Genomic DNA, 23205 nt, shown 5'->3' with positions numbered 1-23205 from the left:
GTCATTGCGCTTTCTCGACAACTCCAACAACAGAGAGGCACTACCGATGGGAATCTTTGATTATAAAAACCTTGGCACCGAGGGTTCCAAGGCGCTGTTCGCCGATGCGATGGCGATCACGCTGTATACCTACCACAACCTGGATAACGGCTTTGCGGTGGGCTATCAGCACCACGGCTTGGGCGTTGGCCTGCCGGCGACGCTGGTCGGTGCATTGCTCGGCGGTGCCGACTCCCAAGGCGTGATTCCCGGTATCCCGTGGAATCCCGATTCGGAAAAGGCCGCCCTGGAAGCACTGCAACACGCCGGATGGACGCCGCTCAGCGCGAGCACCCTGGGTTACGCTGGCAAGGTCGACGCCCGGGGCACGTTTTTCGGTGAAAAGGCTGGCTACACCACCGCGCAGGCCGAAGTGCTGGGCAAGTACGATGACGCCGGTCGACTGCTCGAAGTCGGCATCGGCTTTCGCGGTACGTCGGGGCCGCGGGAAAGCCTGATCGGCGATTCCATCGGTGATCTGCTCAGCGATCTGCTCGCCGCCCTGGGCCCCAGGGATTACGCGAAGAACTACGCCGGCGAAGCCTTCGGCGGTTTGCTCAAGGCGGTTGCCGAGTATGCCGGCGCCCATGGCCTGAGCGGTTCCGACGTGCTGGTCAGCGGCCACAGCCTCGGCGGGCTGGCGGTCAACAGCCTGGCGGAGTTGAGCGACCAGCGATGGTCGGGGTTCTACAAGGACGCCAACTATGTGGCCTACGCGTCGCCGACCCAGAGCGCCGGCGACAAGGTGTTGAACATCGGCTATGAAAACGACCCGGTATTCCGTGCGCTGGACGGTTCATCCTTCAACCTGTCGTCCCTGGGCGTGCATGACAAACCCCATGAATCGACCACCGACAACATCGTCAGCTTCAACGATCACTACGCCTCGACGCTGTGGAACGTGCTGCCGTTCTCCATTGCCAACCTGCCGACCTGGGTGTCGCATTTGCCCAGCGGCTATGGCGACGGCATGACCCGCGTGCTCGAATCCGGGTTCTACGACCAGATGAGCCGGGACTCGACGGTGATTGTCGCCAACCTGTCCGACCCGGCGCGGGCTACCACCTGGGTGCAGGACCTCAACCGCAATGCTGAGCCGCACAAGGGCAACACCTTCATCATCGGCAGTGACGGTAATGACCTGATCCAGGGCGGCAAGGGCGCGGACTTCATCGAAGGCGGCAAGGGCAACGACACCCTTCGCGACAACAGTGGCCATAACACCTTTCTGTTCAGCGGGCCGTTTGGCCAGGATCGGGTGATCGGCTATCAATCGAGCGACAAACTGGTGTTCACGGATGTGCAGGGCAGCCTGGATTATCGCGAGCACGCCAAGGCGGTGGGCGGCGATACGGTGATCAGTTTTGGCGCGGACTCGGTGACGCTGGTGGGGGTGAGCAACTGGTCGGGGGAGGGTGTCGTGATCGGTTGAAACCGCGTTGGCACGCGGTTCAAAGGGTGGGAGCAAGCGGGCTCCCACATGTTTGATGAGGGATGCAGGGCGGGATCAGTCTTCCTTGCGAACCGTGGCCACATCATCGGCTCTGACGCGGATGCGCTTGCCGGCGATGTCGGTGAATTCATAGAAGCCGTCGGCGGTCTTGGTCTTCGGCGTGTCTTTGGTTAAATACTGCGTGCCGTTCTGCAATGTCACTACGGTTTGCGTCGCGCAACCGGCCAATACCAGAAAAGTGAGTGCAACCAGTGGCAGACCCAAATTCTTCATGTTCATAACCCTTACCTTAACCCTGAAAAGTCCCGCGGCCTGAGGCTGCGGGCCATAAATGTTACGCCATCAATTCCCCTATCTGATCACTTTTACGCAAAAAGTTGCGTGCGCCATTTATCTATTACCGATTGCAACAACGCGTCAGCGGCGGCACTCTGTATGCATAACCAGTATTTAATCGCTGCGGACCATGCCCGAAACCCTCGAAAACCCCCTGTATTACCTGCATAACTTCCGTCAGGTGCTGGATTGGCTGGCACAACGCTATGCTGATCTGCTCGATGCTGAAGAAGCGCATTTCATTCAGCAATTCGACAGGTTGCCGCAGGCGTCCCAGGCATTACTGGTACGTCTGGTGATGCGCAAGGGCGTGCATTTTCGAGCGGGCAAGCTCAATTACCCGGAGATCGGCTGCGCTCATGCGGCAGCGCGTCCGCTGAAGGCTTTGGGTTGGGTGGATGATCAGTGCCTGCTGGGCTTTGACGAACTGTTCGGGTTGCTGCAAAAGGGCGAGTTGCTGGGCGCGTTCCAGCCGTGGATCGAGCAGCCCAAGGGCAAAAAGGCCGATTGGCTCGAGCAACTGGCGCCGCAGTTCGATGAGCGTCGCTGCTTTGCCCACTGGTGCCCCGAGCTGGATGACGTGCTCTACAGCGTCACTGTGATGGACTTGTGTGATCGCTTGCGCTTGATGTTCTTCGGCAACCTGCATCAGGACTGGTCGGAGTTCGTGCTGGCGGACCTGGGCATCTATACCTACGAAAAAGTCGAGTTTTGCGCACAGTCCCGTGGTTTGCGCAGCCGCGATGACGTGCTGGGGTTTCTGTTCCTGCATCAGTGCCAGCAAGCCTTTGAGTCCGCGCAGGCGCTGGACAGCGTGCTGGCGCAGATCGCTACGTTGCAGACCGACAACCCCTGGCTGGAAAAACGCCGGGCCAAGCTGTTGTTCCAGGTCGGCCAGTCTTGCGAGCGCAGTGCCGAGTTGGCGTTGGCCGAGCAGATCTACCGGGCCTGTGCTTATCCCGGCGCGCGCGCACGCTTGATTCGCGTGCTGGAGCGCCAGGAAGACTACGCCCAGGCCATGGCCCTGGCATGTGCCGCCCACGAGGCCCCGGAAAGCCCCGCCGAGCAGCAACACCTGCTGCGAGTGTTGCCGCGCCTGCGGCGCAAGCTGGGCGCGCCAGCCGTGCCCAAGACCAAGCCTCGGGACGTCACGCGCCTGGACCTGGCGCTCCCGCCGCCGCCGCCCTCGATGGCGGTGGAGTATTGCGTGCAGGCCCATCTGAGCGAGCCCGATGCGCCGGTGTACTACGTCGAAAACGGCCTGATCAATTCGCTGTTCGGCCTGCTGTGCTGGGAGGCGATCTTCGCGCCGCTGCCGGGGGCATTTTTCCACCCGTTCCAGCGCGGGCCGGCGGATTTGCACAGCGAAGACTTCCATCAGCGCCGTGCGTCACTGTTTGCCGCCTGTCTCGAGCAACTGCAGGATGACCGCTACAAACACACCATCCGCCAACGGTACGTGGACAAGTGGGGCATCCAGTCACCCTTTGTCTTCTGGAACCTGCTCAGTGAAGAACTGTTGGAGCAGGCCTTGGCATGCTTGCCCGCCGAACACTTGCGTTGCTGGTTCGAGCGGCTGCTGCTGGATATCCGCGCCAACCGCGCGGGTATGCCGGACCTGATCCAGTTCTGGCCCGCGCAGAAAACCTACCGCATGATCGAAGTCAAAGGCCCCGGCGATCGCCTGCAAGACAACCAACTGCGCTGGCTGGAGTTCTGTGGCGAGTACCAGATGCCGGTCACCGTCTGCTATGTGCGCTGGGCGCAGTCCGCTTGAGCTACACCGTGGCGGTGCGCGCACTGTGTGAGTTCACGGCCAAGGTCGGCGACCTCGACCTGCGTTTTACCCCGTCGCCCAGCGCCCAGGAAGGCATCGCCGGCCATCGCACGGTCGCCTCGCGGCGCAGCGCGCACTACCAGAACGAAGTGGTCCTGGAAGGCGAGTACGAGGAACTCAAGGTGCGGGGCAGGGCGGACGGCTACGACCCGGACAGCAACCGCCTCGAAGAGGTGAAGACCTATCGCGGCGACCTCGACGCCCAGCCCGCCAACCATCGGCAATTGCATTGGGCCCAGGTCAAGGTCTACGGCTGGTTGATGTGCCAGAAGCTCGGGCTTGCGCACATCGATTTGGCGCTGGTGTATTTCGATATCGTCGGCGAGGGCGAAACTTCGCTGAACCAGCGCTTTGCGGCCGCCGATCTGCAACGCTTCTTCAACCGGCAATGCGCGTTGTTTCTCGGTTGGGCCCGCCAGGAGATGCAGCACCGCGACGCCCGCAACCGCGCCGCACAGGCCCTGGCGTTCCCCCACAGCGCCTTTCGCCCCGGCCAGCGCAACCTCGCAGAGTCGGTGTACAAGGCCGTCAGCACCGGCCGCTGCCTGATGGCCCAGGCGCCCACCGGCATCGGCAAAACCGTCGGCACGATCTTCCCCATGCTCAAGGCCTTGGCGCCCCAGCAACTGGACAAGGTGTTGTTCCTCACCGCCAAGACCCCGGGCCGCAAGCTGGCCCTCGACGCCGCGCAAGTGCTGTATGCCAGCAGTCCCGAACTGCCGCTGCGCGTGCTGGAGCTGGTGGCGCGGGACAAGGCCTGCGAACACCTGGACAAGGCCTGCCACGGCGAATCCTGCCCGCTGGCCAAGGGTTTCTACGACCGCTTGCCCGCCGCGCGTATCGCGGCCGCCAAGGTGCGCCTGCTCGACCAACGCAACTTGCGCGAGGTCGCCCTGGAGCACGGCCTCTGTCCGTATTACCTGAGCCAGGAAATGGCGCGCTGGAGCGACCTGGTGGTCGCCGACTACAACTACTATTTCGACTTCGGCGCGCTGTTGTTCGGGCTGGCCCAACTCAACCAGTGGCGCGTCGCGGTGCTGGTGGACGAAGCCCATAACCTGGTGGAGCGCGCACGATCGATGTATAGCGCCAGCCTTGATCAGTACACCCTCAAGACCGTGCGCGATACGGCGCCGGAGCCGTTGAAGAAACCTTTGCAGCGCTTGAATCGTGAGTGGAACGCGTTGCACAAGGACCAACTCGCGCCGTATCAGGCCTACGCAGGCAGACCCGACAAAATGCTCCAGGCCCTGAGCCTTTGCGCCGGCGCCATGGGTGACTATTTCAACGACCACCCCGAAGCACTCAATGGCGATCTGCAGGCGTTCTATTTTGAGGCACTGCAATTTGCCAAGGTCGCCGAGCTGTTCAACGAACATTTCATCTTTGATATCAGCCTGCGTCAGTTGCGCGGCAAGCGCAGCAGTTCCACCTTGTGCCTGCGCAATGTGGTGCCCGCCGAATTCATCCGCCCGCGATTGACGGCGGCGCGCAGCAGCGTGTTGTTTTCCGCCACACTCAGCCCGCGCCATTACTACGCCGACCTGCTGGGCCTGCCGGCGGACACTGCCTGGGTCGATGTGGAATCACCGTTCAATGCCGCGCAGTTGCGGGTGCGGATTGTCGATGAGGTCTCCACCCGGTTCGTGCATCGCCAGACCTCGCTGGAGCCCATCGTTGAATTGATCGCCGAGCAGTTCGCTCACCAACCGGGTAATTACCTGGCGTTCTTCAGCAGTTTCGATTATCTGCAACAAGTGGCGCTGTTACTCGCCGAGCGACACCCGCACATCGCACTGTGGCAGCAGTCACGCGGCATGGCCGAAGCCGAGCGCCGGGCGTTTCTCGAACAGTTCACCGAACACAGCCAGGGCGTCGGTTTTGCGGTGCTGGGCGGCGCGTTTGGCGAAGGCATCGACCTGCCCGGTGCGCGCTTGATCGGCGCGTTCATCGCAACCCTGGGGCTGCCGCAACTGAACCCGATCAATGAACAGATGAAGCAGCGCATGGGCGCGATCTTCGGCTCCGGCTACGACTACACCTACTTGTACCCGGGCATTCAGAAAGTCGTGCAGGCGGCGGGGCGGGTGATCCGCAGCCAGCAGGACCAAGGCGTGGTGATGTTGATCGATGACCGGTTCGGCGAAGCGCGGGTGCGGCAGCTGTTGCCTCGGTGGTGGGCGATAGCGACTAAAGCGTGACGCCGCTCAATTGCGCGCTCAATGCCCAGAGCCGCTCGGCTTGCTCCGGATCGATGGCCCATGCGCGGACGCCGGAGCGTTTGGTGTCGTCCTGAGAGAGCACGGCAACCTCACAATCTTCGCAGTACAGGCCGCCCATACCCTCCAGTAAAGGGCTGACGCCACACCACAGCATCGTCGCTGCGCCTTGTTCGGGACGTTTGTAATGTTTGGCTGGACGGATGTTCCCTGAATCGTCCAGTGCTCCAATCAACGCCAGGTCGTCCCTATCAAGGTAGCGAACCAGGTCTGTGAGGATCTCCCCGGGATGCACGGAAAATGCACGCACGCCGTGTGCTTTACCGCGTTGATCCAGCGCCACGGCAAACAGCGCGTTGGCCGTCTTTGATTGGCCGTAGGCGGCCCACTTGTCGTAAGGGCGTCGCTCAAACTGTGGGTCGTCGAAATGAATAGGGCTCAACCGGTGGCCTAGCGACGATACCGACACTACCCGCGCACCGTCGGCTTCGCACAAGGCCGGCCACAGGCGGGCGGTCAGTTGAAAGTGGCCCAGATGATTGGTGGCGAACTGCGCTTCCACACCCTTGCCGTTGCGTTGCAGTGGCGTGGCCATGATTCCGGCGCTATTGATCAACAGGTGTAATGCCCGCCCGGACGCCAGGAAATTGCGTGCAAAGCAGTCGATGGACGCCGAGTCGAGTAAATCCAGGTTGCCCCGCTCAACCCCGGCTATGCCATCGAGGTTGCGTTCGGCCTTGAGCGGGTCCCGTGCAGGCACGATGACCTGCGCACCTGCGGCTGCCAACACGCGCACGGCTTCCAGGCCAATGCCTGAATAACCACCGGTGACGATGGCAGTCATACCGTGCAAATCTTTACCCGCCAACGCTTGCATAGCGGTTGTCGTGCCGTCGAATCCACTCTCGATAGGGCGTTGTTTATTGATCATAGGGAGTTCTCCAGGGGGAGCCGTTATGTTCTCCCCTGGATGCCGGACGCGAAACGCCATAAAGTCCGTATTTCTGTCGCGATCGTCCGGAGTTTTTTTATGGATACCCTGTCCGACGTGGTGGGGCTGTTAAAGAGTCATCGGTCCTATTTCGCCGGCCTCAAGGCTGGCGGTGATTGGGCCCTGGATTTTCCACCGCCGGAGGGCATCAAGTTCAATGCCGTGGTGGAGGGAAAGTGTTGGCTGGAAGTCGAGGGCATGCCCGTACCGATGCCCTTGAGCGAGGGCGATTGCTTTTTGTTGACGCAGAACCGTCCCTGGAGGTTGTCCAGCAACCTTGCACTTGAGGGCGTTGACGCGCGCGCGGTGTATCGTGACGCCGTGGGGGGGATCGCTCGCCTGGGTGAGACTGTGGATCTGTTCCTGATAGGCGGGCGCTTTAGCTACGGTGACGACGCCCGTCTATTGCTGGAGGGGTTGCCGCCGGTGGTGCGTATCAGTGCGAGGTCCGAGCAGGCCAGCGTGTTGCGCTGGTGTCTGGATCGCCTGGCTCGGGAATATGCCAGCCCGATGCAAGGCGCGGCGTTGATGACCGAGCATCTGGCGCAAATGATGTTGGTGCAGATCCTGCGCCTCTATCAGTCATCCATGGGCGCTACTACCACCGGTTGGTTGGCGGCGTTGAACGATCCGCGGTTGGCGCCGGTACTGCAGCAAATACACGCCGCGCCGGCACGCCGCTGGACCTTGAGCGACATGGCCGGTGTCGCGAGCCAGTCCCGTTCGACTTTTGCCCTGCACTTCAAGCAGCGGGTCGGAATGGCGCCCCAGGAGTATCTGACGCGCTGGCGCATGCACCTGGCGTTACAGGCCTTGAACACGTCTGCCAGGAGTGTTTCCTGTATCGGCCAGTCACTCGGGTATCAGTCGGACAGCGCGTTCAGCAGTGCCTTCAAGCGCCTGATGAACTGCTCCCCGCGGGAATACCGCGAGCGAAAGCACGCGCCCCTCGGTGTCTAAACCACCTCCAGGTACGAGCGGTGAATCGCCCGCGCCAATTCGCGTACCGTGTCGATGAATTCCGTCAGGCGGCTGTGCAAGCCTGCTTCGAGGATTTCGTCGATCCCGGTATAGCGCAGCCGCGCTTCGAACTCGGCGGCCAAGCGCTGCGCGGTGCGCCCATAACTGCCTGGCAAGTCCGCCAGAATGTGGCTCAGTTCCTCGATACAGGCATGCAACGAACGCGGCACATCACTGCGCAACAGCAGCAACTCCGAGACCGAGCGTGCATTCAGCGCATTCGGATACAGCTCCGTGTACGCCTCGAATGACGACAGGGCGCGGAGCAGGGCGCTCCACTGGTAATAACCGCGCGCCGACAAGTCGCTGACTTCCTCCGATTCCTCGCCGAACATCTCGTAGCGCGCATCCAGCAGGCGCAAGGTGTTGTCGGCGCGCTCGACGAAGGTGCCCAGGCGAATGAACCGGTAGGCGTCATTGCGCATGATGGTGCCGGACGTCGCCCCGCGAAACAGGTGCGAACGCTGTTTGACCCAATCGCAGAAGTGGCTGATGCCATGGCGCGCCAGCCCGCCGGCGGCGATGCTGCGCATTTCCAGCCAGGTGGCGTTGAGGTTTTCCCACATGTCGGCGGTGATGCGCCCGCGCACGGCATGGGCGTTGCCCCGCGCGGCGCGCAGGCAGTTGTAGATGCTGGCCGGGTTTTCTTCGTCGAGGGCGAAGAAGTGCAGCATGCGCTCGGCATCCAGTTGGCCGTGGCGCTCCAGGTAGCTGTCCAGGGTGCCGCTGCTGAGCAGCGACATCGCCAGTTCGTCCAGGCCATCGCTGCGCCCGGCCTGGGGCATCAATGACAGCGAATAACTGACCTCGAGCATGCGCGCCAGGTTCTCGGCACGCTCCAGGTAACGGGACATCCAGTACAGGTCCGCGGCGGTTCTACTCAACATACTCAGCCCTCCACCACCCAGGTGTCCTTGGTTCCGCCGCCTTGCGACGAGTTGACGATCAACGACCCTTCGCGCAACGCCACGCGCGTGAGGCCACCGGGTACCAGGCGCGTCTCCTTGCCCGACAGCACGAACGGGCGCAGGTCGATATGCCGGGGGGCGATGCCGTTTTCGACAAATGTCGGGCAGGTGGACAGGCTCAGGGTCGGTTGGGCGATATAGGCGTGGGGACGCGCCTTGATGCGTTGGCGGAAGTCCTCGATCTCAGCCGCCGTGGAAGCGGGGCCGACCAACATGCCGTAGCCGCCGGAGCCCTGGGTTTCCTTGACCACCAGTTCCGGCAGGTGGGCCAGCACATGGGACAGCTCATCCGGCTTGCGGCACTGAAACGTCGGCACGTTTTGCAGGACCGGTTCTTCGTCCAGGTAGAAGCGGATCATTTCCGGCACGTAGGGGTAGATCGACTTGTCGTCCGCGACGCCGGTGCCGATGGCGTTGGCCAGCACCACGTTGCCGGCGCAGTAGGCCGCGACCAGGCCGGGCACGCCGAGCATCGATTCCGGGTTGAACGCCAGCGGGTCGAGGAACGCGTCGTCGATACGGCGGTAGATCACGTCCACGGCCTTGGGGCCGTCGGTGGTACGCATGAACACCTTGAGATCCTGCACGAACAGGTCGGCGCCTTCCACCAACTCCACGCCCATTTCCCGGGCCAGGAACGCATGCTCGAAAAATGCGCTGTTAAAGCGCCCCGGCGTCAGCACCACCACATTGGGGTTGTCCAGGCGGCTGGCGCTTTTCAGGGTTTTGAGCAGCAGGTTGGGGTAGTGGTCCACTGGCGCGATGCGCTGTTTGGCGAACACTTCGGGGAACAGGCGCATCATCATCTTGCGGTCTTCGAGCATATAGCTCACACCGCTGGGCGTGCGCAGGTTGTCTTCGAGCACGTAGTAGGTGCCGTCGCCATCGCGCACCAGATCCACCCCGGAAATATGCGAGTAGATGTCGCGGTGCAGGTCGAGGCCGACCATCGCCTTCTGATAACCCTCGTTGCCAAGCACCTGGTCCGCCGGAACGATCCCGGCCTTGATGATGCGCTGGTCGTGGTAGATATCGGCAAGGAACATGTTCAGCGCAGTGACGCGCTGGATACAGCCACGCTCGATGATGCTCCATTCACTGGCAGGGATGCTGCGCGGGATGATGTCGAAGGGGATCAGGCGTTCGGTGTCCTGCTCGTCGCCATACAAGGTGAAGGTGATCCCGGCGCGGTGGAACAACAGGTCGGCTTCGCGGCGACGCTGGTCCAGCAGTTCTGGCGGCGTATTGGCCAGCCAGCGGGAGAATTCCTGATAGTGCGCGCGGCATACACCGTGTGCGTCATTCATTTCATCAAAGAAAGATCGAGCCATTCCAGTACCTTGTCAGTGCCGAGGGAAGCGCGGGGGGCACTGCCGCTTTGAAAAACGCATTTTTTATGAGCCCGTGGCGCAGGGTGCCATCGGGCCAGGTCCTTACTTTCTTATGGGGTCGGCTCTGGGTCGGGGGGTAACGAATGCTCCTGTATCCGGGCATGACGGGTGAACGATGAATGGACTAAGCAATGCCTGTGCCGAAACCGGCAAAGCGTCTCTATTCCCTTGTGGCGAGCGCGTTTGCTCGCCACAAGGGAACGGCGCGCGCACTACAACAGTGCATACGCGAACTTGAACGTCTCTGAATGCCCGGCCAGGGATTCATCGGAACTTTAACGACCCGCGCAGGGCCTCATCTTGACGCAGGCCGCGTTCTTCAAAAGAGCTACGCTATGTCAAGGCGATCAGAGGAGACGGTCATGTCAAAAGATTCGGAAGAAGACCTCAACGACCCCGGCAACGAAGACCCGGGGTCGCTGATGGATGATGCAGAAGTGCCGCTCAAGGAACCGGATGACGCCGCGGACCCTGGCAGCGGTGAACATCAAGACTGATTGTTCATACCTTGCCAGCGTTGGCCGGCTGCCGGTATGAGCATTAGTTGATCATGTTCCTATCCAGGAGTGTTCGGCGCCAATCCTTATCTGGAGTTGGTGAAGAAGTGATAGGTAGTGCTCCTTCATTTTTTTTATCTGATTACCCAGCAGGTCCGGCGGAGTAATACCCTTGCTCGCATAATATTGGCGCGCTTCACGTTCAATATCGACTATCGGTCCGGATGAGACCAGCTTACCGTCGACAATCTTCGATTCTTTAGCCAACCCATCGAGGCCCAGATGGTACATGTCAGGTCTTTTTGACTGGAGCACGTCATCAAACATTGTTGGGCCTACCGTCTCGAAAATCTTACTTTCGTAGGTGCGAAATTCAGAGGTGTATTGGATTTCCCCTCCGGGGCCTCTGGTGACGGTGGGGCGGTTGCTTTCAAAGTAAGCTTTGTTAGCGGAAAATCGCTTGTTCATCTCCGCGATCATATCGTTAATAACCGGATTGCCAGGCTGCGTCGCAAAGTTACTGGTGTTGTAGAAGGGTTTGTAGTCCGTAATAGTATGGGCGACGGGTCTGTTAAGCAGAATGTCGCTGGAGCCCGCCTTCAATGCGGTAGCGCCAATATTGACTGGAATCGCATCATCGGTGTCGAGGTAAATGCCTCCGTATTTATTCATCAGTGGGTAACGGGCGACATCCGAAGTGGCGGCGAGATTTTTACCTTGCCCCTGTCGAAAATAGTTGTACATTTCAGTGTCTTTCAATTGTTTGAAAAAATCGTCCTCGTGCAGATTCATGACGCTTAGGCCAGGCGCTTGAGTGTGCAATTTGCTTTTGATTTTTTCAAACATCGCCGGGCTGTCCGCATCTACATGGATAATGGATTTATACCCAGGTGCATTGGCAGAGTTGTTGGCGATGTTTTCTATCAGGTTCGGCGGAATGTCACTGCCGGCCCAAAAATAGTGAATCTGTTTGGGGATAGGATGAGCATCTTTTGGAACCCGTAAAATTGTCGGAGGGGAAACATCAACGTATTTAAACGCGCGGGCATCGACTTTTTTTGCGTGTTTAAACTCACTAAACGTTCCCCGTTGCCATTTTCCTTTGCCACTCCTCCAGAAGTAGTCCTGGTCTTGGGCACCGCTTGCTGGTTTGAGGTTGCTGGATTTCCACGTACCGGCATAGATGTTGAAGGTGACATCATGTTCTACGCCCTTGTGGTTCAGCGAATAGGGGCGTGTCGGGTTTCCCGTCAGGTGGATATCGTCCAGCGGGATTAAGTAGGTATTTTCTCCGGGGTTCCAGGGGTTGCCGCCCGCGCCCCCCAGGAGGCGGTCGGTTCTGGAGAGCGGTTCCCATCCGGAAAGCCCCAGATCCCTGACCGGTAGGTCAGGCCCAGTGCGCGCCGGATGCCGGATAACTCGCTGGCCATCCTTGAGGTGTGACTCATAAAACTTATCATCGATTTTTACATATTCTTTTTTACTGCGACCCACGTACACATTGGACTGTAAGCCTTTTGTCGATAACTCTTGGGGCGCAATGTACTTGACCTCATAGCCCAACAAATCGGCGTCCATCGACCTCACATCACCATTGGCCGCGACCCGGCTCGGTTTGAAATCTGTCAGCGGCGGGCCGAAGGCACGTTTATTGATCGCGTCGTAGCGATGCCAATTACCTTGAAACAAAACCACGTTACCTTCGACCGTCTCTTGCCCCACGCTGAATGTGCCGGTTGCTGCCACGCCGTGCTGCTGACTGGCGGTCTTCACCACATCATTACTGCCGATCGAGTGCAGGCTATTGGGGTCATTCAACCTCGGCGTGTCAACGCTGAAATTGTCCAACGGCCTGCCGTATGCCTGCTTCGCGAGCGGATCGTAGGCGTACCACTTATTGGTCGCCTCATCGAATTTTCCCAGCGCTTTGCTTTCGCGTGTGCCATTAGCTGTTTTGAGTGTGCCTTCGGCGACATCGGTTTTTTTCGCCAATTCAAGTAGATCGACACCTCGGTAAGAGCCGCGCAGATGTTTGACCCCCTTGATCGCTGTGCTGACGCCTTGATGCAGGCCGTTTGCCACGCCGCGAACCAGGTCGGCAACCCCGTCCAATGGATTGAGTGCGCCCACGGTCGCGCGCCCTATAATCTTGGCGACCTGACCAACCTTGGCAACTGTCGATGCGCCGGCCGCCGCGACTTTCGCGCCTTTTGCCGCGGCTCCCAAGCCGACGGCGAAACCAAAGATATCGAAGGCAAGATCGACAACGCCCCCACCAACATTGCCGTTGGTAAAATTAACAATGGCTGACCGTAACGGGATCAGGTTGAGCGCGATCTCCTCAACGGTCTCATGCAGCGGTACTTCAGAGTCAAAGGTGGTTCTGCCCTTGGCGTACTTCTCCACCGCAGGCAAGTTGATATCCTCTACCAATGCATCAACGATGTATTGAGTTCTAGCGCTACTGAAACTATTGGGTGCGCCTTGTGCATCTTTGTTTTCATGGGTTATCCCCGCTGCATAGTGACCTGCGGGTTTTACCTCATCAAAACGTTTGCCTGCTTTTATAGAATGAACCGTCGGCTCATAGTCCCGATAAGTCTTGTCCGGCAGCTTGGTCACCGTCCCCTTTAGTCGGTCGATTTCATAGCTCATGCGCTGGCCATTGCGCTCGGTCTCGACCAGCAGAACACCGTCTGAAACACGCCTGGGCTGATCGGCGCGGTGGAACGACATTTCTTTGCGGATTGTTATTTTGCCAAACTCCAGATTCTGCCGATCCTCCAGCGGCTGTTTCGAAATAAGGTGCTTGAGCTGCGCGGCGGTCGTTTTTTTGACGGCACTGGAGTAATCCGAGAACGTCTCGTTGAATATCTCCGTCGGGCGCGGTAGTTCGTTAAGCCGTTCCAGCACATCGCTAATGCTGAACCCGTCCGAGGAGGACACCCATGCGCTGGGACGACCGTCCGGCCGCAGAGTGACGCCGCCAAATGTCAGTAGGTTCACGAAACCACGGCCCGCTTCCCCCCAATTATCCGCTGAGTCCGGTGCGCCTTTGAGTCCTCGACCATCGATATACATGTCCAGTATCGAGTAAGGCCCGGGGAAGTGCCGGTTGGAAGGCTGCAGGGTGATAGTTTTTTCTTCGAACAGTTCCGGGTCGACGTGAGGCAGCGCTACTTTTAACTGTTCCAGCGCAATGCCCCTCGTCGTCGGCATTTGCCCGATGTGCGTTTGCGCAGCCTCTCTCAACTCTCGAATCTGCGCGCTGTAGGCCTCGCGGGCAGTCGTCATTGAGGCATCCGTCGACGGGTAATCCATACCGTTGGCAACGCTCCAGTGTTTGATTGCGTCGGTCTGGGCGACATATTCGACAGTGCGTTCGTCGTCAGAGATCGGCGCAACGCTGGCTTCGAGCATAACGTCGGCGTAGCTCATCGACGCCGTGTTTCCCGGCGCTTTCGCTTCGATTCGGGCAACCGCCGTGGCAAGACTGACCCAGCTGTGGGTGCCCACGACGACGCCTTCCGGGATGTCCTTGATCAGGAATTCCGGTGCCCGGCTGGCCAGTAACAGGTGAGCCTGAATCGTGGCCTTTTCCGGGGATGAGGCTTTGCCTTTGGCGACCAGGTGATCCTCCAGCTCCTTGACAACCGTCGACGGTGATTTGCCCGAGTTCTCCGCCGAGACCAGCCGATAGCCTTCAATTTGACCAGGGGCTTGGTGATCGACGTCGTCGCCAGAGACGCTGGCGCTTTCGCTGTTCAGGGCCGTGAGCAGCCAGTCAGAAGCACTGCCTTTGACACCCCGCGTCTCGAACGCAGTTTGAATGGCCTCACCCAGCGCCTTGCCTCTGGGCGATGTGATCCAGGTATCGATCAGCCTTCGCGGGTTGCTCTGTTCCGCCGCGGAAATTGTCCTGCCGCTCAGCAGGTAGTCCAGGACATTTTTTGACGGTCCTAAGTCAATATCGCCAATTTTGCCCGTACCAATATCTGCCTTCAGCTGTTGCAGGTCTCCCTGATCCAGCGGCACAGGCCAAGCCAGCGCTCCGCCGAGGTTACCGTGTGCCGGCATCTTGGGCGCTGGGGTTGAGAGGGCGGTTGCGAGGTTCTCCAGCTGTTCGTGATGGGTGGGAATATGCCAGCCATGATCTTCCAGGAATTGCACGAGGCTGACCCTGTTCGATTGGCTAGCACTGATGGGTTGGTAGGTGCTCGGGGAAGACAGAGAGAGCGTCCGCCTCTTCAATTCGCCCGGGATTTGCTCGGGATTGCGGATGTCCACGGACTTTGCCAGGTGCCGCAGCTCGTTGATGGCCTCATGCCGATTCAGCACATCGCCCACCGTGGCTTCCTGTTTTTGGAGCGCGTCCGCGCTACGCGATTCAATCAAGCCTGCCGCGCTGCTCGGGTCGAGAGGTGAAAAACCTTGGTCCCGGTCGAGTTCTTCAGCGCGCCTGCGCATCGCCGGCCCTGTAAGGTCTTGCCGCTCTTGATAAAACCGCCCCACCATAAACCAAGGTGCGGATTCACTGAGATCACTTGCCGGCGGCGTGAAGGCCGTATCCTCGTGCCCCGCGTTGATCACACGCGCGGCCTGGAGGATGGGGCCGCTGATCGCGCCCCAGCGCCTGTCGTCTTGCCCGACGGTATGCAGTTTCTGTTCGGGATCAACCGAAGGCTTGAGCTTGAAGGTGATCGTTCCCGATTCCGGTTTGAGTGTTATCGACTCAGCATTAATACCTTTGTCACGCATCCACTGAACGACGTCAGGTGATCGAAAGGCGGCACGCAACTGCCCCCACCACCGACCGAATGAGGAATCGGCAGGTATCGGGCGGATGTTGATATTGCTCTCGCGATTGGCCGCCAGCAGCAACGCAGTACTGTATTCGGCCGCCAATGCGCGATCGCCTTCGGTACGAGCGTCGCCTGCCGACTCGGTGGGGGCAGGGGCTTCGCGTTTGTGTCTGGTGAGTGGCAGGTGGGATAGGGCGAATGGCTGGGGTTGTGCGGTGATGTGCGTGGAAACACTGGTCATGAGGTCTGTCGCCTGAGGTTACGAGATGACGCCAGGGGGGCAGTGCCCGTGGCATTAACCGTGTGTAGCGACAGAAGCGGTCTTGATTCCTTCATTTAGCCAAAACAGCGTTACCTGGTATTGCGCAGTGCCAGGCGCAGGTGCGGTTCACCCTGCTTACAGGCGTTCGCGCAACAGACGTTTTCGGTTCGGTATGAATACACTCGAACGAGTGTATGGAAGGCAAGGGCGGCGCGCCGCCCTTTTACCGTGCTGCTACTCAGAGCTTCACGCTGCTGATCACTTGGGTAGCGTCATCCGGATTGGTGACGGTGTGGAAGCCCAACGCGTTGGTCAGCTCACGCAACGGGGTGTTGCTCGCTTCATCCACGGTGTACATCGACGTGAAGCCGTTTTTTTTCGCCGCGGTCATCAGGTGTTGCATCAAAATGTGCCCAAGTCCCAGGTGCTGCCAAGGGTCCGCCACGGTGACCGCGCATTCGCATTCGTGCTCTTTGGCCGCGGCATAGCGCGCAACGCCGATTTCGATCAGTTTGCCGTTGTCATGCACCAGGGCAATAAACGCCACGCGTTGCTGATTGTCGACATCCATCAATTGATCGAGCAGGGTCTTGCCGGGCTCGTTGATTTCGCCGAGGAAGCGCGCGTGCCGGGACTCGCGGGACAAGCTCTTGATGAAGTTATATTCGCGGTCCCGGTCTTCGATTCTCAACGCGCGCACCAGCACATGGCGGCCGTCATTGAGCTTATCGATCCAGTGCGGTTCCGGGCTTGTTTTATAGGCGATGGCGGCTTGTCTGTTGTGCTCTTCGACGGTAAGCATGGTGTGAACTCCGAGGTTTGGGGGCGACAGGAGCGGCCCCCTGTTGCTTCGGTTCTACGCCTTTGCCGACAGATAAAGCTGATTTGGATCAGATGAGGCCCTGTTACTCGGGACCATGCCGATGACAGCCGGATATGAACGTCTTGAGTTTCGCCAGGTCGAGAATCTCGACATTGCGCGCGCTGATATGCACCAGGCCCAGTTTGCGTAACTGCGCAATGCTGCGGCACACCGTCTCCAGGCGCAGGCCCAGATAAGAGCCGATCTCTTCTCGTCTCATGCGTAATATAAAAGATCGCGATGAATAACCACGCGTACTCATACGCATTGATATATTCAATACAAATGCACAAAGCCGCTCATCGGCGTTCATATTACCCATCTGCAATAACATGCCGTGATCACGCACAATTTCGCGGCTCATGATTTTGTTCAAGTTATGTTGCAACGACGGTATTTGACCGGCCAGTCGCTCCAGTTGGTTGAAGTGCAGAGGGCACACTTCGCTGTCTTCCAGCGCAATCGCGTTGCAGGCATGGGCATCGGCACTGATGGCGTCGAGGCCGAGCATTTCCCCGGCCATCTGGAACCCGGTGACTTGCTCGCGACCATCCATGGACAGTATGCAGGTCTTGAAGAATCCGGTACGCACGGCGTAAAGCGAGCGTAACGGATCGGCGGTGCGATACAGCGAAGCACCTTTTTTGACTTTGACGCGTTGTGGAATCAATGTGTCCAGGCGACCCACTTCGATCTCGGTCAAACCCAGGGGTAAACACAACTCTAAAACGCTGCAGCTCGCGCAGGTTGTTTTTAAATGTTGGACTTGTACAAGAACTGGAGTTGACTTCATCACAAAAGCCTCTTGCACACACACACATATATATTCCTCCTACTTAACATCCAAATATTGGAGAAAGATAGGTGCATGTTTCATATATTTGACCGCTGATCGCTTTCGAGTGTGATGAGTCTCGTTATGCCCCCTCAATGAATGCCTTTGACATGCCCTCGCTGCGAGTGTGCAGCGAGGGTGTGCATACGATTGCCGCGCTCAGTCGAGCACTTCCGGTTTAACCATCCACACGCTGCAAGGCATTTTGTACAGCAGCGTTTCGGCGGTACTGCCGAGCAGGCGCGATAGGCCGCGATGACCGACCCGGCCCATGACGATCACATCGACGTTGTAGGCATCGGCATAGCTGGACAGCACTTTCGCCGGGTTACCCAAGATCATATGGCGCTGCGCTGGCGGAATACCGTTGCGCGCGGCCAAGTCATTGAAGGCCTGCCCCTGTTCGTCGAACAGCCGTTTGGCGGCCACCGAAGAGAAGAACCCGGCACCGCTGCCGAATCCATACTCCTGAGCCCCGAGATCGGACAGGTCATGAGCATAAATCACCTCGACCTCGGCATCGCAGGCTGTCGCCAGTTTGACGGCTTCATGCAGGATGCGGTCATTAAGGCTGTCGTAGTGCTCGTCGTGATGGAACGGGTCGACGGCCGCCACGATCTTGCGCGGTAACGCATGGGGCGCACCGCTGACAAAATGCAGTGGCACCGGGCATTCGCGAATCAGGTGGACGTCCAGCGGCGTAAACAACAAGCGCGACAACAGGGACTCATGCTCCAGCGCCTTGATCACCACGGCCATGGGCTCTTCCTTAAGACGAATCAGAATTTCCTGCAGCGGGCGCTCCACCCACGCCACTTCGGTGGTGACGGTCAGGCCGAGGTTGCGCAAGGGCCTGGCCTGATCCTCCAGCCACTGGTGATGGCGCTCGACATAGCCAATTCGCATCTGTTCCAGGGCCTGCTCGTTGACCAGGCCGGCGGTAGCCAGGCCTTCCAGGTAATCGAAGGCGAGGATGTGCAGCGCGGCGCCTTCAGCCTTGGCCAGGGCGGCGGCCCGGTCGAAGGCGGGGCTGTGTTCCATCAGTGGCGAAACCAGCAGTAAGAAACGTGCTTGAGCAGACATGGGCAATCTCCCTTGGGTAACCAGCAGATAGCATCGGGCAATGATACTTACTCTAGATCATGGCGCCGGGCGCCGGCGCCGGTTTGACTTGCATCAAGTCGCCTTGAGCCAGCGCACGCTCAGCGACATCCGGCCGGGTGTCTCGATCAATCAGAGGATTGTTGATAATGATCAACCCCTGTGTTGTCATCGCGGTGCAGTCTGGATGTCATTCAGGCTTTTCCAGACGCAGGAGGTCACGCCGTGGCAACCATGAGAGCAGCTGTCTTCGTTGAAAAAAACCGCATCGTCCTCGACGACAAACCCATCCCCGAAGTCGGCCCGCTGGACGCGTTGGTGCGTATCACCACCACGACCATCTGCGGCACCGACGTGCATATCCTGCGCGGTGAGTACCCGGTGGCCAAAGGGCTGACCGTGGGCCATGAACCGGTGGGCGTGATCGAGCGGCTGGGCTCCCAGGTGCGTGGTTTCGTTGAGGGGCAGCGGGTGATCGCCGGCGCCATCACGCCCAGCGGGCAGAGTTATGCCTGCCTGTGCGGCTGCGGCTCCCAGGACGGCCCCGACACCCGGCATGGCTTTCGCGCGGCCGGCGGCTGGAAGTTCGGCAATACCATCGACGGCTGCCAGGCCGAATACGTACTGGTCCCCGATGCGCTGGCCAACCTGTGCCCGATCCCCGATGGGCTGAGCGACGAACAAGTGCTCATGTGCCCGGACATCATGTCCACCGGCTTTTCCGGCGCCGAGCGCGGTGAGGTGACCATCGGCGACACCGTCGCGGTCTTCGCCCTCGGGCCGATCGGCCTGTGCGCGGTGGCGGGCGCCCGGCTCAAAGGCGCGTCGATGATCATCGGTGTCGATGGCGTCAGCGAGCGCATGAACGTCGCCCGCAGCCTGGGCGCCACCCATATCGTCGACTTCAAGAAAGGCAATGTGGTCGAGCAGATCATGACCATCACCGACGGCCGTGGGGTTGATGTGGCGATCGAGGCCCTGGGCACCCAGGGTACGTTCGAGTCGGCATTGCGCGTGCTGCGTCCGGGAGGGCGGGTCTCCAGCCTGGGGGTCTACTCCAGCGACCTGCGCATTCCCTACGACGCGTTCAGCGCGGGCTTGGGGGATTACAGCATCGTGTCGACCCTGTGCCCTGGCGGCAAGGAACGCATGCGCCGTTTGCTCGCCGTGGTGGCCAGCGGCGGGGTGGATCTGTCGCCCCTGGTGACGCACCGTTTCAAGCTCGACGATATCGAGGCCGCCTATGAGCTGTTTGCCCATCAGCGCGACGGTGTCATGAAGGTCGCGATCACCCCCTGAAGGCGCCTGTAAATGACGCAAACCCTCGGGCTGGCCGGTGCCGCCGCGGCGCTGGGCATCGGCATGCTGATCGGCCTTGAGCGCGAACGCCACAAGGGCCAGGGCGAGTTGCGCGCGTTTGCCGGTTTGCGCACCTATTCGATTACCGCGTTATTGGGCTACGTCTCGCAGCAAGTCGGCGGTGGCCTGTTGCTGGGCCTGATCGCGGGGTGCCTGGCCGTGATCGTCAGTACCGCTTACTGGAAGAGCCGGGACAACGACCCGGGGATCACCAGTGAAGTGGCGTTGCTCACGGTGCTGCTATTGGGCGCCTGGTGCGGGGTCGCTCCCGAACAGGCCACGGCCGTCGGCGTGGTGGTGGCCGGCCTGCTGGCCTATCGCGACAAGTTGCACAACTTTGCTCGCAGTCAATTGACCGATGTGGAAATGCGCGACGGCCTGTTGCTGCTGGTCGTTGCGCTGGTGGTCCTGCCGTTGGCGCCGGATCGCTTTATCGGCCCCTACGGCGCGCTGAACCCGCGCACTATCTGCACGTTGACGGTGTTGTTGATGGCGGTCGGCGCGGTGGGGCACGTGGCGGTGCGCGCGCTGGGACCACGTTATGGCTACGTCGTGAGCGCCATTGCTTCGGGGTTCGCCTCCAGTACCGTGACCGTTGCCGCCATGGGCCAGATGGTCGCCAAAGAGCCGGAGCACCTGCGCATCCTCGCGGCGGCGGCCATTTTCTCGAATATTGCGACGGTGGCCCAGGCGGCTCTGATCCTCGGCACCGTGGAGCCGGCGCTGCTGTCGCAGATGGCCTGGCCGCTGCTCGCCGGGTTTGCCACCACCGCGTTGTACGGTGTGTGCCTGATGTGGCACGCGCCGACGGCGGCGGCCAGCCAAACCATCAAGGTGGGCGGCGCATTCGACCTCAAGCTGGCGCTGATCATGGTCGTGACCCTGACCGGCATTACCTTCTTGTCGTCGCTGATGCTCCATCACTTCGGCCAGGTCGGCGTGATATTGACTGCCACCCTGAGTGGCTTTGCCGATGCCCACGCGTCCATCGCCTCGATCGCGGCCCTGGCCACCAGCGGCCAACTGTCCCTGGAGGCCGCGTCCATCCCGGTGTTGCTCGCGGTCAGTTGCAACGCGCTGAGCAAGTGCGTGGTGGCCGGGGTCAGCGGCGGTCGTTACTTCGCGGTGTATGTGATCGTCGGCCAGGTCTTGCTGGTCGGCGCGATGTGGCTGGTCACATGGGCCGGCTGATGCTCCGTCAGGCAGGGATTTCCAGGGTCGCCCGCAGGCCGCCGGCCGCCAGGTTTTCCAGGCTGACCTGGCCGCCCAGGCGTTGGGCGATGGTTTGTACGATGGTCAGGCCCAGGCCTGCGCCCTGGGCATTGCCACGGCTGTAGAAGCGTTCGAACAGGCGCTCGCGCTGGTTTTCGTCGATGCCAGGGCCCTGATCGTCGACGGTAAGGGCAAAACGCATGGCGTTCTTGCGCAAGCCCACGGTGATCACCCCGTGTTCCGGGGAGAAATTCGCGGCGTTGGTCACCAGGTTGGTCAGGGCGATATTGATCGCGGCGGCGTCGGTATTCACCGGGCACGGGCCATCCTCGGCGTCGAATACCAGCTCAAGGCCTTTGCTCAACAGCCATGGGGTCAACTGAATCAGGGTTTCGCGCACCGTTGTCGCCAGGTCGATGGCCTGTACCGGCGGTTGCCCGGCGCTGGGCTCCAGGCGCGCCATGGTCAGCAATTGGTTGACCAGTCGGCTGGTGCGGTCGACGCCGGCGATCAGAAAGGCCAGGGACTCGCGCCGTTCGGTTTCTGTGCCGGCTTCCAGCAGGTTCTGGGCATGCACGCGCAATACCGCCAATGGTGTACGCATTTCATGGGCCGCATCGGCAATGAAGCGCCGTTCGCGGCCGAGCATTTCCTGGATCTGCGCGAGCATGCGGTTGAGCGCCGCCTGCATCGGCTCAAGCTCCGTGGGCAGCGGCGTCAGTTGCATCGGTTCGAGGGAGCCCGAATGCCGCGCGCGCAGGGTGGCGGCCATGTCGGCCAGGGGCTTGAGGCCCCAGCCGATCGCCAGCCAGACCATCGCCGCGAGAATCAGGCTGCCCAGCACGTTGGGCCACAAGGTATGCCGCACGATGCGTTGCACCAGGTCGGCGCGCACGTCGTCGCGCTCACCCACCCAGATCCGCAGGCCGTTGTCCTTGTCCTTGAGCACGAAGCCGCGCCATTGACGGCCGTTCAGGTCTTCGACGTTGCTGAAGCCCGGCTGGGTGGGCGCGGGGACAAATGACGGGGCGCTGGCGGTGAACACCAGCAGTTCGCCCTTGGGGTTCCAGACCTGGAAGGCGACTTTGCTTTCGTAGGGGTGCCCATCCACCTTGGGCATCGCTTCGCCCAAGGCTTTGTTGAATGCGCGGTACAGGTCTTCCTGGTCCTGGCTGGCAAGCGGCATGCTCATCACGCCCTGGAGCAGGCGGGCGTTCTGCGCCAGTTGCGCGTCATAGACTTCGGCGATTTCGTGGTTGCTGTCATGCAGGTTGAGCGCGCTGATCAGCAGCAGACCGGCGAGCAGCAGGCCGATGATCAGGGTCAGGGTTCGCCGTCGTATAGAAGTCATCCGCGCTCCTCAACCAGATAGCCGACGCCGCGAACGGTGCGGATCAGCTCGCTGGAGAACTTCTTGCGCAGGTGATGGATATGCACTTCCAGGGTGTTGCTTTCAGCTTCTTCGTTCCAGCCGTAGAGCAACTGCATCAACTGGTCGCGGGTCATGACGCGGCCCGGTGGCGACAGCAGTTCGTGCAGCAGTTGGTATTCCTTGGGGGTGAGCAGCACCGGTTCGCCATGGTAGCTGACCTGTTGCGTGCTCGGGTCCAGGCAGATGCCCGCGTGTTCGATCATCACCCGTGCGCGCCCGGCGCTGCGGCGCAGCAACGCACGCAGGCGCGCCTTGAGTTCGGCCAGGTCGAAGGGCTTGATCAGGTAATCGTCGGCGCCGGCGTCCAGCCCGGCGATCCGGTCTTCGGTGGCATCCCGTGCCGTGAGGATCAGTACTGGCAGGTTCGAGCCGCTGTCGCGCAAGCGGCGCAGCACCTCCAGCCCATCCATGCGCGGCAGCCCGAGATCGAGCACCGCCACGTCAAAGGTTTCGCTGAGCAGTGCATGTAATGCACTGCTGCCATCTTTGAGCCAATCAACGGTGTAGCCTTCCCGCACCAGCGCCTGGTGAATACCTTCACCCAATGCTTCGTCATCCTCGATCAGTAATAGGCGCACGCGGACTCCCG

Annotated in this window: 17 protein-coding genes; 7 read left to right on the top strand and 10 right to left on the bottom strand. The window is 60.4% G+C overall.

Going from position 1 to position 23205, the window contains the following annotated elements:
• Positions 1 to 46: 46 nt before the first annotated feature.
• Positions 47 to 1471: a lipase gene (locus tag NR164_RS03010; RefSeq protein WP_256822272.1), complete on the top strand. Its 1425-nt coding sequence runs from the start codon at positions 47 to 49 to the stop codon at positions 1469 to 1471.
• Positions 1472 to 1546: 75 nt separating this feature from the next.
• On the opposite strand, the gene NR164_RS03005 is transcribed toward NR164_RS03010, so the two are convergent.
• The gene (locus tag NR164_RS03005) at positions 1547 to 1771 is read right to left on the bottom strand and encodes a YgdI/YgdR family lipoprotein (RefSeq protein ID WP_017845718.1); all 225 of its coding nucleotides are present in this window, start codon (positions 1769 to 1771) and stop codon (positions 1547 to 1549) included.
• 187 nt (positions 1772 to 1958) lie between these two features.
• Here NR164_RS03005 and NR164_RS03000 point away from each other — a divergent pair, with 187 nt between their 5' ends.
• Positions 1959 to 3605 carry a VRR-NUC domain-containing protein gene (locus NR164_RS03000; RefSeq protein ID WP_256822271.1) on the top strand — a complete coding sequence of 549 codons (1647 nt, stop codon included), beginning with the start codon at positions 1959 to 1961 and terminating at the stop codon, positions 3603 to 3605.
• Positions 3602 to 5866: an ATP-dependent DNA helicase gene (locus NR164_RS02995; RefSeq protein ID WP_256822270.1), complete on the top strand. Its 2265-nt coding sequence runs from the start codon at positions 3602 to 3604 to the stop codon at positions 5864 to 5866. Before NR164_RS03000 ends, NR164_RS02995 begins: the two co-directional genes overlap by 4 nt.
• Here the strand turns inward: NR164_RS02995 and NR164_RS02990 are convergent.
• Entirely contained in the window at positions 5856 to 6815 is a 960-nt protein-coding gene (locus tag NR164_RS02990) for an oxidoreductase (protein ID WP_079443747.1), read from the bottom strand. The genes NR164_RS02995 and NR164_RS02990 overlap by 11 nt on opposite strands.
• A 99-nt stretch (positions 6816 to 6914) precedes the next feature.
• Here NR164_RS02990 and NR164_RS02985 point away from each other — a divergent pair, with 99 nt between their 5' ends.
• On the top strand, positions 6915 to 7835 hold the full coding sequence (locus NR164_RS02985) for an AraC family transcriptional regulator (protein WP_256822269.1): 921 nt from the start codon (positions 6915 to 6917) through the stop codon (positions 7833 to 7835).
• Here the strand turns inward: NR164_RS02985 and NR164_RS02980 are convergent.
• The gene (locus NR164_RS02980; protein ID WP_017845722.1) at positions 7832 to 8782 is read right to left on the bottom strand and encodes an alpha-E domain-containing protein; all 951 of its coding nucleotides are present in this window, start codon (positions 8780 to 8782) and stop codon (positions 7832 to 7834) included. The two genes, NR164_RS02985 and NR164_RS02980, sit on opposite strands and share 4 nt — an antisense overlap.
• A gap of 2 nt (positions 8783 to 8784) precedes the next feature.
• On the bottom strand, positions 8785 to 10194 hold the full coding sequence (locus tag NR164_RS02975) for a circularly permuted type 2 ATP-grasp protein (protein ID WP_026139870.1): 1410 nt from the start codon (positions 10192 to 10194) through the stop codon (positions 8785 to 8787).
• A gap of 422 nt (positions 10195 to 10616) precedes the next feature.
• Here NR164_RS02975 and NR164_RS02970 point away from each other — a divergent pair, with 422 nt between their 5' ends.
• Complete coding sequence (locus NR164_RS02970) at positions 10617 to 10751, top strand: hypothetical protein (protein WP_256350977.1); 135 nt, start codon at positions 10617 to 10619, stop codon at positions 10749 to 10751.
• A 51-nt stretch (positions 10752 to 10802) separates the two neighbouring features.
• Here NR164_RS02970 and NR164_RS02965 read toward each other — a convergent pair whose 3' ends face one another.
• The 4 genes from NR164_RS02965 to NR164_RS02950 form a co-directional block, all read right to left on the bottom strand.
• Positions 10803 to 15794, bottom strand: coding sequence for a glycosyltransferase family 32 protein (locus NR164_RS02965; protein ID WP_256822268.1), 4992 nt, complete (start codon positions 15792 to 15794; stop codon positions 10803 to 10805).
• Positions 15795 to 16053: 259 nt separating this feature from the next.
• On the bottom strand, positions 16054 to 16617 hold the full coding sequence (locus NR164_RS02960) for a GNAT family N-acetyltransferase (RefSeq protein WP_079443749.1): 564 nt from the start codon (positions 16615 to 16617) through the stop codon (positions 16054 to 16056).
• A 103-nt stretch (positions 16618 to 16720) separates the two neighbouring features.
• Positions 16721 to 17470 carry a helix-turn-helix domain-containing protein gene (locus NR164_RS02955; protein ID WP_032804245.1) on the bottom strand — a complete coding sequence of 250 codons (750 nt, stop codon included), beginning with the start codon at positions 17468 to 17470 and terminating at the stop codon, positions 16721 to 16723.
• A gap of 201 nt (positions 17471 to 17671) precedes the next feature.
• Complete coding sequence (locus NR164_RS02950; protein WP_256822267.1) at positions 17672 to 18595, bottom strand: universal stress protein; 924 nt, start codon at positions 18593 to 18595, stop codon at positions 17672 to 17674.
• 243 nt (positions 18596 to 18838) lie between these two features.
• Here NR164_RS02950 and NR164_RS02945 point away from each other — a divergent pair, with 243 nt between their 5' ends.
• Together NR164_RS02945 and NR164_RS02940 are read left to right on the top strand one after the other, a co-directional pair.
• Positions 18839 to 19912: an NAD(P)-dependent alcohol dehydrogenase gene (locus tag NR164_RS02945; protein WP_090234857.1), complete on the top strand. Its 1074-nt coding sequence runs from the start codon at positions 18839 to 18841 to the stop codon at positions 19910 to 19912.
• A gap of 12 nt (positions 19913 to 19924) precedes the next feature.
• A complete protein-coding gene (locus NR164_RS02940; protein ID WP_104903149.1) occupies positions 19925 to 21163 on the top strand; it encodes an MgtC/SapB family protein in 1239 nt (412 codons plus the stop codon).
• A 7-nt stretch (positions 21164 to 21170) separates the two neighbouring features.
• Here the strand turns inward: NR164_RS02940 and NR164_RS02935 are convergent, their stop codons facing one another.
• The gene (locus tag NR164_RS02935) at positions 21171 to 22535 is read right to left on the bottom strand and encodes an ATP-binding protein (protein ID WP_079443752.1); all 1365 of its coding nucleotides are present in this window, start codon (positions 22533 to 22535) and stop codon (positions 21171 to 21173) included.
• Entirely contained in the window at positions 22532 to 23194 is a 663-nt protein-coding gene (locus NR164_RS02930) for a response regulator (RefSeq protein WP_017845733.1), read from the bottom strand. Before NR164_RS02930 ends, NR164_RS02935 begins: the two co-directional genes overlap by 4 nt.
• Positions 23195 to 23205 lie beyond the last annotated feature (11 nt).

This window comes from Pseudomonas sp. Pse79 (assembly GCF_024519615.1).
GTDB classification, from domain to species: Bacteria; Pseudomonadota; Gammaproteobacteria; order Pseudomonadales; family Pseudomonadaceae; genus Aquipseudomonas; species Aquipseudomonas veronii.
Note: the sequence above shows the minus strand (reverse complement) of the source record. Positions and strands in the feature narration are given on the sequence as shown.

Bases quoted from the DNA above. Each gene is read 5' to 3' on its own strand.
- NR164_RS02960 (WP_079443749.1), bottom strand. From the start codon at position 16,617: ATGCTTACCGTCGAAGAGCACAACAGACAAGCCGCCATCGCCTATAAA.
- NR164_RS02940 (WP_104903149.1), top strand. From the start codon at position 19,925: ATGACGCAAACCCTCGGGCTGGCCGGTGCCGCCGCGGCGCTGGGCATC.
- NR164_RS02990 (WP_079443747.1), bottom strand. From the start codon at position 6,815: ATGATCAATAAACAACGCCCTATCGAGAGTGGATTCGACGGCACGACA.
- NR164_RS02970 (WP_256350977.1), top strand. From the start codon at position 10,617: ATGTCAAAAGATTCGGAAGAAGACCTCAACGACCCCGGCAACGAAGAC.
- NR164_RS02980 (WP_017845722.1), bottom strand. From the start codon at position 8,782: ATGTTGAGTAGAACCGCCGCGGACCTGTACTGGATGTCCCGTTACCTG.
- NR164_RS03005 (WP_017845718.1), bottom strand. From the start codon at position 1,771: ATGAACATGAAGAATTTGGGTCTGCCACTGGTTGCACTCACTTTTCTG.
- NR164_RS02985 (WP_256822269.1), top strand. From the start codon at position 6,915: ATGGATACCCTGTCCGACGTGGTGGGGCTGTTAAAGAGTCATCGGTCC.
- NR164_RS02950 (WP_256822267.1), bottom strand. From the start codon at position 18,595: ATGTCTGCTCAAGCACGTTTCTTACTGCTGGTTTCGCCACTGATGGAA.
- NR164_RS03000 (WP_256822271.1), top strand. From the start codon at position 1,959: ATGCCCGAAACCCTCGAAAACCCCCTGTATTACCTGCATAACTTCCGT.
- NR164_RS02955 (WP_032804245.1), bottom strand. From the start codon at position 17,470: ATGAAGTCAACTCCAGTTCTTGTACAAGTCCAACATTTAAAAACAACC.
- NR164_RS02935 (WP_079443752.1), bottom strand. From the start codon at position 22,535: ATGACTTCTATACGACGGCGAACCCTGACCCTGATCATCGGCCTGCTG.
- NR164_RS03010 (WP_256822272.1), top strand. From the start codon at position 47: ATGGGAATCTTTGATTATAAAAACCTTGGCACCGAGGGTTCCAAGGCG.
- NR164_RS02965 (WP_256822268.1), bottom strand. From the start codon at position 15,794: ATGACCAGTGTTTCCACGCACATCACCGCACAACCCCAGCCATTCGCC.
- NR164_RS02975 (WP_026139870.1), bottom strand. From the start codon at position 10,194: ATGGCTCGATCTTTCTTTGATGAAATGAATGACGCACACGGTGTATGC.